The organism is Lactobacillus melliventris (assembly GCF_013346935.1).
Classification (GTDB): domain Bacteria; phylum Bacillota; class Bacilli; order Lactobacillales; family Lactobacillaceae; genus Lactobacillus.
This window is the reverse complement of the sequence record NZ_JAAEEB010000002.1, coordinates 315,571-327,742: the sequence shown is the minus strand read 5'-3', so window position 1 is coordinate 327,742 and position 12,172 is coordinate 315,571. Positions and strand designations below refer to the sequence as shown.

Sequence of the window (12,172 nt, the reverse complement as noted above, 5' to 3'; positions counted from 1 at the left end):
GAATTTCTTTTGTGCTAAATCCTCTTTGATACAAATCTACTGCTTCTAATTTTGTTTTTAGTAAATATTTAGACATAAGAAAACCCCCGAATTGGAATCTTTGTCCAATTCTAGGGGTTAACTTCATCAAAGACGGGTTTTTATAATATAAAATTCTCATTAATTATATTAGTATTTGTGTGATTTCCAAAACTAGTGGAACAACAATTACGAATAAGACCGTTGAGGTGGTCACAACGTTGGTAGCGTATTGCACATCCCCGTGCGATTCACCCACTAAGATTGGCAAAACTGCCAATGCTGGAGTAGCAGATTGCACAACTAAGGTTTGTTTAGCTAGACCTGTCAAAGCTGGCAACCAATTTGCACCAACAACAATTAAAATCATCATTAAAGCTGGTACTAGAATAAAGCGACCTAGTAATGCCCAAATAGTATCACGGTCAAGGTGGATTGACTTCAAACCAGCATCTGCCAATATAATACCAATATAGATCAGTGACATTGGGGTGACGATGCCGCCGACCATGCTCAATACAGCAGTAATCCAGCCAGGAATTGGCACTTCAACTAATAAGCAAATTAAGGCAATTAGAAATCCCACTAATGGTGCTGGCAGCAACTTTTTCCAGTTGAATTTTTGCTGCTTGTTCTTTTGCGCGGTCGGATCATCACTAGAAATGAAGAAGACACCAATTGCCCAGGTAGAAACCGTATTTAACACATAATAAATTAAAAAGTATGGCATACTTTTTTGCCCAAATAAGGCAATATTTAATGGTAGGCCAATAAAAATAGTATTGGCGTTCGTAATGGCATTAATAAAAGTTCCACGACGACCCTTGCGAATTCGCAAAACCTTGCATAATAACCAGGCAAACAAATAACTTAGGGCAAAGCAGATAATGGCATAGATTAAGCCACCTGTTAAACCGAACAATTTTTGTCGATTCAAATATTTTAAAACAGAAACAAAAATTGAAGCAGGCAGAGCAATATTCATAATCAAATAAGAAATATTGCCCTTAAACTGATCGCCCAGTTTGCCACTGGTGCGCAGCCAATATCCTAAAGCAATTACAAGTAACAGCTCAACAACGCTAGTTAATGAAGTAATAAAGGCTTGCATTTATTCTCACTCCTGCTCATCTTTATATTCAGGCGCCCAGCGAAGTGCAGCCACTGCCTTGTCACCATCTTGATAATCGTTCTGGTTAAGATGGTCGGCAATGGCCTTGTTAGCCACAGCTTTTGCTACAGTTTGGGAAAAGACATTTAGTTTTTCCACAGGTGGTAACACGGCTGCACCGGGTTTACTGGAATCAACAATGCCGCCAAGTGAGTGAGCCGCTACACTGATCATCTCATCGCTTAAAATCTTGGCATTAACTGCCAAGGCACCCAGACCAAGTCCAGGATAGACCAAGGCATTATTGGCCTGGCCTATTTCATACTTGACGCCATTATATTCAACTGGATCAGCAGGAATACCAGTTGCTACCAAGGCTTTGCCCTTAGTCCAGTGAATTAAATCTTCTGCTTTTGCTTCTGCTAATTGAGTTGGGTTTGATAATGGGAAAATAATTGGCCGGTCAGTATGGGCAGCCATTTCCGTCACAATATCCTGGGTGAAAGCACCTGAACGGGTTGAAGTTCCTACTAAAATGTCAGGGTGAACTGCCTGCACGACACTCTTTAAATCTTTAAGCTGGTCAGCATTACTGAACTCAGAACGTTTTCTCACGAAAGGCTTTTGCGCTGGCGTTAAATCGGGTGTATCTTCAAAAAGCAATCCTTGTTTATCCACTAAGTAAAAGTGCTTGCGTGCTTCTTCAGGTTGTAATCCTGCTTGCAGCATCTCGGCATAGACTTGCTCAACGATTCCTGTACCAGCAGTTCCGGCACCAAAGCAGACATACTTTTGCTCGATTAACTTTTGTCCGCTAATCTTTAAGGCTCCCAAGATACCAGCCAAAACAATGACTCCAGTACCCTGAATATCATCATTAAAGGTTAGAATATGATCACGATAATGTTTTAAAATATTATCAGCATTATCTCTGCCAAAATCCTCAAAATGTAAATATAGTCCCGGAAACAGCTTTTCTACAGTTTGCACAAAGCGATCAACAAATTGGTAATAAGGATCTCCATTCACCCGACGCTGATGGTTGCCTAAGTAAAGGGAATCATTAAGTAATTTGTCGTTATTAGTACCAACATCAAGAACTACTGGCAATACGCACGCCGGGTCAACACCAGCTGCAGCAGTATAAACCATCAACTTGCCAACAGAAATGTCGACGCCTTGAGTGCCCCAGTCACCGATTCCTAATATTTCTTCACCATCGGTAACTACAATTAACTTAATATCACGGCCATCTGCTGCATTTCTTAAAGTTTCTGCCATTTTATCCGGTTCATTAATTGACAAAAATGCGGCATATTGCGGATTCACAAACAAATGACTGTAATTTTCAATAGTTTCAGCTATTGTCGGGTCATACACAATAGGCATAACTTCAGTGACATGTTCACTAAAAATTTTAAAGAACAGCACGCGGTTAGTATTAAAAATCGTCATTAGAAAAATTCGTTTTTCTAGATTCGTTGACTTTTCCTGGTATTGTAAATAAACTTCGCGAGCTTGTTCTTCAAGAGTCTGCACCTTTGGCGGCAACATCCCTACTAAATGATATTGTTCTCGCTGCTCTTCTGTAAAAGCAGTCCCTTTATTCAAAAATGGGTCATTCAACCTATCTTGTCCTGTTTTAGCCATTTTCTCACTCTCCGTCTATTTAATTATTAATAGCACGCACTATATGATTAGACTATATCCGGGGTGAAAAAAGTGCAATTAATTTAACTTATAGTAAAAGCGTATAGTGTATAATAAAGAGCTAAATATAGTTAATAATAGCAAGCAAAAAGCCAATTCAACTTGATGAATTGGCTTTTTATAATTTAATCGATTAGTCATATTATGCTTTGTAACGTGATTCACCATTTAAGTAAGTTTCGCTTAAAGTCATATCTGGGTTTAATACTAAGAAATCAGCGTCCTTATCAGGAGCAATTGAACCACATTTATCTAAAACATGAGCGCTCTTAGCCGGTACGTAAGAGGCCATCATGATTGCTTCTTCCGGCGTAGCAACGTTCCAGTCAACAACATTTTTAACTGCAGTCTTTAATTGTAAAATACTGCCGGCTAAATTATTGCCACCCTTTAAGCGCGCCATACCTTCCTTAACGTAAACCGGCAACTCACCTAACATGTAGTCACCATCAGGCATCATGCCAGCTTCCATACAGTCTGTGATCAAGCAAATATGTTCGGCACCTTTAAGCTGAACTAATGCCCGTACCATTTCTTTTTGAACATGGTGACCGTCACAGATCAACTCATCTGTCACATTATGCAGCGCCATTGCCGCGTTAGAAATTGATGTATCGTGGTGTGACGGATCAGGCATCCCGTTAAAGGTATGAGTAAACATAGTGGCACCAGCTTCAACACCAGCTTTAGCTTCTGCAAAAGTAGCGCTTGAGTGTCCTAAAGCTACAACTACACCCTCTTTAACAGCTGCACGAATGAATTCTTTAGCACCTTTTCTTTCAGGAGCAAGAGAAATTTTATTTAAAAGTCCTTTTGATTCTTCGCGCCATTGATTAAACTGGTTAATATCAGGGTCAAGCAAGTATTTAGGGTTTTCCGCACCAGCATGTTCTGCAGTAAAGTATGGTCCTTCAAAGTGAAGTCCCTGAATTTTAGCACCAGTTTCTTCACCCTTATGGGCGCCAAACATCTGACAAATTTTGCTTAATGTATCAGCACCGGCAGTGTAAGTCGTTGGCAACCAGCTGGTAACACCTGAACGCAAAAAGCCTTCTGACAAGTGGTTAATTCCTGCCCAGTCACTTTTCATTACGTCTTCTTTTAGTGAACCGTGAACGTGAGTGTCAACAAGTCCCGGTGCTATCCACTTACCTTTATAATCGATAATTTTACCTTCCGGCTTTTGGTCTTCAGTATAATAAAAGCCGAATTTGCCATCATCTTGTACTTCTAAGTAACCACCTTGTTCAGTTACATTTTCAAGAAAGAATTTATCTGCATGAATATAATAAGTCATAATATTTTGGCCTTTCTTTTATAAAATAAACCTCTTACTTATAGTTTCATTTTAGCTTAATCAACTGGTCTTTACCAGTTCAATTTCAAATAGTACGGAAAGTTTTAGTTTTTTAGTTATAATAGTGGTGTAGGTAACTAATTAGGAAGCAAAAATCATGATTCAAAATACGCAAACAAATAAACACTCATTGGGAGCACTTACTGGTGCCAGCAAGTGTGACCACTATTATGAATTACACTTTGCCACTGGCGAAATTGCGCACTTTTACGTCTTAGCTGACGGTATTTTTCGTCTTTTAATTGATCCAGAGCAAAATTTTAGTGAAAATCGGACCGCAAACGTTCAGCTGTCCCAATTTGATAATACTGCTTTTACCAATTCTCAGGTCAGAGCTACCAACGATTCCTTAATCATTCATACAGGCAACTATCAAATTATCTTCGGTCAAAATCCGGCTGTGCTCAGTATTTTTGATGAATCGCTGCATCATAATAGGATGCGTCAGTCGCAGCCGCTCGAATTTAGTGAAAACGAAACGCGGGAATTTTTAGCAGAAAACCAAAACGAATTTTTCTACGGTGGCGGACTGCAAAACGGTTATTTTAGTCATAAAGGTCATAAAATCGCAATTAAGCATGATCAAATAACGGGAAAAGGCGGCGTGATCATGCCTGTCCCCTTTTTCTGGTCGAATGCCGGTTATGGCGAATTAAGAAATACCACTGCAGCGGGAAGCTATGATTTTGGTAAAACCCAGCGGGGAGTTACCGTCCTCGCTCATCAAGATGCTGTTTTTGACACTTTTTACCTCCTTGGCACTACCCCCAATGAAATTTTACAGCGCTATTTCACTTTAACGGGCAAGCCGATGTTACTGCCTAAATATGCTTTAGGTCTCGGCCATATCGGCAATTTTTGCACGACCTTATGGCAGCCAAGCCATGCCCAAGAGCGAAATGCCAGCAAAATTGGCAACAATTATTATACCCGTACTAAAGATGAAAATGCCGCTTCGGGTAAGGCCTCACTTAATGGGGAAGAAAACTACCAGTTTTCAGCAAGGGCGCTAATTGATCGCTATCACGCCATGCATTTTCCAATAAGCTGGTTTGTCCCTAATTATGGCGAGCAACCCGAAAATGAGCAGGCTCTTAGTTTCTTTAATGAATACGCGCAAACTCAGGGTGTTCATCCCGGATTTTGGCATCAGGGTGAAGTTGATCTACCTGAAAAAACTGACTTTACTTATACTGCATCTGACGAAGCAGCTCAAGATACGGCAAAACTCCAAAGTGAATCACAAAAAGAGCGGCCATTAGTGCTAGCTGATAGTGGCAGTACCGGCATGCAAAAAAACGCCGCACTAATTTTTGGTGGTGTTGGTGGTAACTGGGACAATATTACTAATCAAGTTGCGGGATTACTGGGAGCAAATCTTTCCGGTCAGCCTTTAGTTGGGGCAGCGGTTGATGGTCTGCAAGGCGGCGGCAACGCTCAAATCAATGTCCGTGACTTTGAATGGAAAAGTTTTACCGCTTTACTATTTAACTTTGATGATCAGGGTAATTTCAGTAAAAACCCGTTTGCTTATAATAAGAAAATAACTGAAATTAATCTGGCTTATCTTAAATTGCGTCAGCACTTAGCCAGTTACATTTATACGTTAAATGAACGGGCAAAAAGCGGCGAGCTAATTATGCGGCCACTATTTAGCGAGTTTCCTGATGAACGCGCTAATTATACAGCCCAGTTTGGCAACGAGTTTATGTTGGGGCCCGACCTTTTAGTTGCTCCTATTACAAATGGTCGCGAAAACAAAAATGGTGATTCTCGTAAAGATAATTTATATTTGCCAGGCAAAAAAACGCTGTGGATCGACCTTTTTACCGGTAAAAAATATGCTGGTGGCAAGGTCTACAATAACTTAACTTTTCCACTATGGCATCTGCCGGTTTTTGTTCGGGGTGGCAGTATTTTCGACTGGAATAAACGTGATTTTCTACTTTATCCCCAAGAGCAGAGTGAAGCCATTAGCTATGACGATGATGGGACAATTGCTGCAAGTAACAGTTACATTACTAAAATCTGCAGTAAAGTTGAACAGGAAAAGCTGATGGTCACTATTGCACCGACTGAGGGTAACTTGACAAAGAAATTCATTGAACAACCTACCAGTCTGACAATTATGTGCGATTCTTACCCTGATGCTGTAACTATTAAAATTAATGATCAAGTTGTCCCCATAGAAGAATACGGCTCGTTGGATGCTTTCAATCATGCTCATGAAGGTATTTTTTATAATACTAATTACGGCCTCGATGAGTTTAAAAAATACCATAAGAACACGCAGACTGCGCTGCAAATAAAATTAGCCGCTAGAGATATTACCGCCACTGAAATAGAAATCACAGTCCGCAACTTCAACTATGGCAAAAACGTGTTAGTACACGAAATTACCAGTGGCGTCTTGCCGTCACCAAAACTACCGGCAGTAGATTCAAGTAAGATCTCGGCTCATTCATTTGAACTTGCCTGGCCTCATGAGAGTGCCGTGCAGATTGAAATTAATAATCTTCTTTATGTTGGCATTACCGGCAAAAGTTTTACTTTTCATGAGTTAGCGCCTAATACCCGCTATATTATTAGAATGCGTTATGCCATTAAAAATAAAGTTTCTGAATGGTCTGACCTTTTCGGCGTTATTACGAAACACGCCGCTAAAGACTATGCAATTGAAAACATTGAGGTAACCAGCAACTGTGATAGTAAAGAAAACCATCCCCTGTCCTATTTGACTGACCTGAAATTGGCGAGCGAATGGCAAACTAGCCAAACTGTTTCACCTGAACAACCGCTGGAATTAACTTTTAGCTTTGAAAAGGTTGAAAAGCTAAGCAGAATGGTTTTTGTGCCCCGGAATATTGATCATAATGGTGATCCTCTTGTTGTTTCAATTGCTGTTTCAACAGATGGTGCAAACTACACTACTTACGCAGACCACTTACAGTGGAAGGCTGATACTAAAAACAAGGTAGTAGGCTTGCGGGATGTGCGCGCTAAAAAAGTGCATCTGACGATTTATCAATCATCCGGTCCAATTGTTGCAGCAAGAGAAATTATCTTTTTCAGGGCAAAAAGATAACTAAATATAAGAAAAACACGAAATTAATATGTACTGAGCTCCTAAAAGTTGTCCTAAATTTGGAGCTCACATCATCATTTAGGAATAGAGCAATATTTGCTATAATTAAGTTTGAATTGATAGCAAATTGTTTTGAGGGCGGCTGGCTGTTTCACTTGAAGGGAGAGGGTGCCTATGGCACGAAATCTTTTAGAAAGGTGTCCAGCTATTGAGTGTGTACCATGCGCTAGAATTAGCGCTGACATTTGCCTCGTTTATTATTGTCTTGTTGACCTATATCGACAAACACAAATAAAAAAAGACCGTCCCAACAATAACTTTAGCACGTTATGGGATTGGTCTTTAACCAAACTATAATCTAGCTAACCGCCTTTAAAGCGGCTGCTTGAAATTCAGAGAGGAAGTCTTGTTTTTGCAAGGCTTCTTTTTCTCTATAGTTATATTCTAGCATGATTAAACTGATCTTGCACAAGAACCTGATTAACTTATCTGGGTAATCCCTAATTTTTCTCTATATCGTTTGAATGTTATCCGATTGATTCCAGTTACCTTGCTGACAGCAATATCAGTCATACCACTTTGGTAAAGTTTAAAGGCGTGTTGCAATTGGAGACTGTTCTTATTGAATTTGGGCTTGCAGCCATGATAGCGGCTCTCAGATTTAGCAATTGGGATGTGTCCTGCCGTTTCCGCTCCTTAATTCTCTTACGTTCGCTCTCACCTTGGTACTTATAAAGCTCTAGAATGATGTTATTCATCAACTCTACAGGTTAGAATCTTCAAAAAGCCTCGCAAAGACGAAAAAATGCAGTGTGACTCCCTTATGCTTAATTGCGCTCATAATCTTAGTTAAATCCTGTTTATTTTGAAGACCAAAAGGGGTGTAATCTAATGAACAACTGGTGCTAACTTAAAATTAAAAAGTATACGAAAAATCGTTTAGTAATTAATGTTAACCACCAAAATTAAGATAATTTAACCATAAAAATATGACCTCAAAAATTATTTTAATTTCAGAGGTCGTATCAATATCAAAATCGTGCATTGGCTTTTGCATAATAATTAGATGTCTAAGTTCTAGTTATACGTCACATTTATTGACTACAAAATATTTGATTTAAATTATTTTTTGTTGCGGTCATACCAATGAAGCACACAATTAACTATAAAAATATCCAAAAGTATAATGCAAAATTGTACAAAAATATTTGTCCACCTATTAGTTATGTAAGGTGATAAATATATTTGATATATGAAAACTATAATTCCAGTCGATATTCCGTACGCTAATGCGTTACGATATTTCACCAATTCATAATAATCAGATTCAGTCTTTTTCTTTCTATTCATTTTGTCTTTTATAAATTGAATTATTGCCAGCCCCACTGAGTAATTACTGGATAGTGATTGATGCCAGTAAGTATCCAATTAACATCAAACCAAACGCCACCTTTAATATTGTCACCAATTGTCGAACTTAGAAAAGCACCAATTGCAGCTACTATAGGGCCTCCATCAGAGCCAACAGTAGCGGTGATAATAGCTGTGAGACCTGTAAGACCGCCTGAAACAACAGCTTTAGCAGTGCGTTTATCTATAAAAACTCTAATGTAATTCCATCCAAATTCAACCTTATTTACACCAAAATGATGCTTTGCGCGGGGTTGAATTTTGGAATCTTCTGTTGATGGTAAAACTCTAACTGATTTTCCAGAATTATTAATTTCAAATTCTAAAGTTGCAGTTTTTGTGCTTTTATTTATTACAAAAGATGATCCATTAATAAGTTGATTGGTATGGGCTATTACTTCTTGAGCAGAGACATATTCAGCATAAGTAATAACCTTTTTAACATCGTCATTAAGAACATATTTATTATTTTTCACTTCTACATATGGGTCAATTTTGTTTACGACGTCTTGACTTAAGACATTAGATGGTTGAGCGTAAGCGGAATTATCAATAGAAGCTGCTGATACAGTATTTGTGACAGCAAAAGCATTATTATATACTTTTCTTAATCATATATGATTAATTACAATATAATATGTAATTAATAAAAAGTCAACAATATTTTTAATTTATTTTTATTAATTCAAAATTGATTTGGAATTAATGCAGGCTTTGATCATTTCCTCATTTTTTCTCGGATAGTCGATCACTTGGCCACGACTAGCAGCATGTTAGTAAAATTATTTTTGGCAGCACAAATATCATTAAGGATAATATGCTTTTTGCTACTTTTTCCCACAAATATACCAGTGATTTTCAAAGTAAATCCTTCTGAATATCTTTTTTATGACCTTGATACGAAATTAAGCATGTGTGAATTCAATTTTCCTTTTCTATATAGCAGTTTATAGCAGTTTGAGCAATTTTGCTTGGCAATATAGTAGAAGCAAACGAGCCACTTTTAATTCCTGCAATTGTTTATTAGCTGCTTTATTGTATTTATTTATTCTTTATCAACTAGATTTGACAAAGAGTTAAAAAAGACCCAACCATTGCTTGATCCTATAATGAAGTTTTAGATCTAATTAAAGCTCAAGTCCATCGTCACGATCAAGCCCCTGCTGCCTTCTATTCTGTTGCTCAGCGCATTTTTTAGTAAGTTCCGCTTGACTATCGGTTGGTTTTGACTGCTGCTCAAGCTTTTTTCTAGCTTTTTGATCAAGAGATATATGAGCTGGTAACTCAATCATACCATTGGATATTTTTATTATTAAACTGTTAGTGTTTTTACTACTCAAAGTGAATTCACCACTATTCTTTACCTACTATTATTTTTAAAATAACAGTGATACATTTTCCCATTCAGAAAGTCGCCAATTAAAAATATTGCCGTCCACAAAATAATTCCAATAATGCGCACAAACAAAGATGTTATATAGTTATTCCAGCTATTATCCAAATCAAAATAATTCTATGATTAATCTTTAGTTAACCTCATAATAAATCCAAACCTATACTTTTACAATATCAAATAAAAAACGCTCCGAGGTAGTTAAAATTGCAATTAAAGCTGAAGGCTTTAATTTATTTAACCGGTCGAAGCATCTTATTTAAAAATAATTAAGCATTAAACTGAAGAGTCTGAACTGCGTCACCGTGGGTCGTATCACCTGCCGACACATCAGAAACAGATTTTATGACATCCATATTAGTATAAACAACTATTACCGTATCATCGTAATTTTCAGCCGTAATCAGTTCTGTATTCATACTTGCCAAATAATCATCCTGCTTAACAGTATCGCCCTGTTTGACAGCCACTTCAAAGGGCTCACCTTTTAATTCCACAGTATCAATTCCTAAATGGACCAATATTTCTAAATTATTATCAGTAGTAATGCCGATTGCATGCTTAGTGGGAAAGACTGTGGTGACAGTTCCTGCAACAGGAGAATAAATTTTGCCATCTGTAGGCTTAATGGCATAGCCATCGCCTAGCATTTTCTGAGAAAAAACTTCATCTTTTACATCTGTAATTGGCATTAGTCTTCCATCACAAGCTGCAGTCACTGTAAAACTGCGTTTTTTAAATATATTAAACATTAATTCTACCTATTTCCTAATAAATATACTAATTGTTAAAACTAAACAAAAACCAAAGATAGTCAAAAAGATAACAGCAGGCACTTTGATAAAACTGCTTTGACATTTTAATTTGCCGGATTGTTCATTAATACGTATGATGCCAAAAAGCGCCAAAATCAAGCAAAAAATGTTACCGACCATTAACTGGCTAATCGCCTGACTGAACATCAAAAAATGATAATTACCCTCATACTTAAGAATCAAATCTTTCTTGAGCCAAATATAATAACCCATAATAAAATCCGTAAGAGCTACTATCATATCTATTGCGATCAAAGGTGTATTGTCCAAAACAATATTGATGTTTTGTTTAGCAACAGATGATGTCAACATTATAAAGCAACCGAAAAACAAGGGAATTAAAATTAAAGCATAGATATAGGTTGTCAAAATCTTTTTGGTGTCTAAATGGGCCCTATTTAAAAAACTAATCACAAAGTTGTTTATCTTACTTACCATTTTTATCACTTTTTTCTTTTTGCCAAATACCAAACTTATTTATGATGAAATCAACTAAGGTATAAGCCAGTATAAATGAAACATCATTGCTAGATGAAAATTTTACAGTCGGATAGTAAAAATTATAGTCGGAAAGCGAAGCAAGCTTATTTTGCTTTAGGTCTGTAAAGGAGACATAACGCAATTTGTTGTTAACCATCTCAAACTTACCCAGTTCATCGTTAATTTCTTTATTATTGCCTGTGTAAGAAATAATAAAGAGCATGTCGCCTTTTTCCGCAATTTTCCCTATCATTTCCAGTTCACTGACAGCAGCTGGCAAAACTATTGATGAAATGCCAAAAAGTAATAACTCGTGAGAAAGATAATCAGACAACATCTGTTGGATCCAGCCGGTAGAGTAAATATAAATATGCTTAGCATTACTTAGCTCATTGTAAAATTCATCTAATTTAAGAACCTTAAAATTTTTATGTAAATTTTCGATTTCTTTTATTATGCTTGCATCAAAATTGTTAGGTACTACTTTACTTATATTATTTTGCTCTTTTTCCTGAACGACTTCATTTAAGTAAAATTTCAATTCATTATATCCGCTCAAGCCCAAGTGTTTACATAACCGGAAAATCGCCGAACGCGAAACGTATAATTTGCGAGCAAGTTCAGTAAGATTTAATCCTTTACACGCTTTTGCATTATTTATAATAAATTGAATGACCCTTATTTCAGAATCATTCAATTTACCACTATTTTGATAGACTAAATATTCTAATTTTGACATAGATCAACGCTCCATATAAAGTAATTTTACATATGACAAATTGCTTTTACCTAT

At 37.1% G+C, this 12,172-nt stretch carries 10 protein-coding genes; 2 read left to right on the top strand and 8 right to left on the bottom strand.

Features of this window, described 5'->3' with window-relative positions; translation table 11 throughout:
* Positions 1 to 163: 163 nt before the first annotated feature.
* The 3 genes from GYV61_RS02950 to nagA all read right to left on the bottom strand — a co-directional run bounded on the left by GYV61_RS02950 (position 164) and on the right by nagA (position 4,136).
* Entirely contained in the window at positions 164 to 1,129 is a 966-nt protein-coding gene (locus tag GYV61_RS02950) for an AEC family transporter (RefSeq protein ID WP_122026570.1), read from the bottom strand.
* A 6-nt stretch (positions 1,130 to 1,135) separates the two neighbouring features.
* The gene (locus GYV61_RS02945; RefSeq protein ID WP_174794722.1) at positions 1,136 to 2,779 is read right to left on the bottom strand and encodes a malolactic enzyme; all 1,644 of its coding nucleotides are present in this window, start codon (positions 2,777 to 2,779) and stop codon (positions 1,136 to 1,138) included.
* Between the two features lie 202 nt (positions 2,780 to 2,981).
* Entirely contained in the window at positions 2,982 to 4,136 is a 1,155-nt protein-coding gene (nagA, locus tag GYV61_RS02940; RefSeq protein WP_174794721.1) for an N-acetylglucosamine-6-phosphate deacetylase, read from the bottom strand.
* A 157-nt stretch (positions 4,137 to 4,293) separates the two neighbouring features.
* On the opposite strand from nagA, the gene GYV61_RS02935 reads away from it, so the two are divergent.
* Positions 4,294 to 7,281: a TIM-barrel domain-containing protein gene (locus GYV61_RS02935; RefSeq protein WP_174794720.1), complete on the top strand. Its 2,988-nt coding sequence runs from the start codon at positions 4,294 to 4,296 to the stop codon at positions 7,279 to 7,281.
* Between the two features lie 214 nt (positions 7,282 to 7,495).
* A complete protein-coding gene (locus tag GYV61_RS09870; RefSeq protein WP_366125493.1) occupies positions 7,496 to 7,576 on the top strand; it encodes a putative holin-like toxin in 81 nt (26 codons plus the stop codon).
* Positions 7,577 to 8,651: 1,075 nt separating this feature from the next.
* On the opposite strand, the gene GYV61_RS02930 is transcribed toward GYV61_RS09870, so the two are convergent.
* The 5 genes from GYV61_RS02930 to GYV61_RS02910 form a co-directional block, all read right to left on the bottom strand.
* Complete coding sequence (locus tag GYV61_RS02930; RefSeq protein WP_174794719.1) at positions 8,652 to 9,167, bottom strand: hypothetical protein; 516 nt, start codon at positions 9,165 to 9,167, stop codon at positions 8,652 to 8,654.
* Between the two features lie 651 nt (positions 9,168 to 9,818).
* Complete coding sequence (locus GYV61_RS02925; protein WP_174794718.1) at positions 9,819 to 10,031, bottom strand: hypothetical protein; 213 nt, start codon at positions 10,029 to 10,031, stop codon at positions 9,819 to 9,821.
* Positions 10,032 to 10,353: 322 nt separating this feature from the next.
* On the bottom strand, positions 10,354 to 10,836 hold the full coding sequence (locus GYV61_RS02920; RefSeq protein WP_174794717.1) for a PTS sugar transporter subunit IIA: 483 nt from the start codon (positions 10,834 to 10,836) through the stop codon (positions 10,354 to 10,356).
* A 9-nt stretch (positions 10,837 to 10,845) separates the two neighbouring features.
* A complete protein-coding gene (locus GYV61_RS02915; RefSeq protein WP_174794716.1) occupies positions 10,846 to 11,211 on the bottom strand; it encodes a hypothetical protein in 366 nt (121 codons plus the stop codon).
* 115 nt (positions 11,212 to 11,326) lie between these two features.
* The gene (locus GYV61_RS02910; protein WP_174794715.1) at positions 11,327 to 12,118 is read right to left on the bottom strand and encodes a MurR/RpiR family transcriptional regulator; all 792 of its coding nucleotides are present in this window, start codon (positions 12,116 to 12,118) and stop codon (positions 11,327 to 11,329) included.
* Between the last annotated feature and the right edge of the window lie 54 nt (positions 12,119 to 12,172).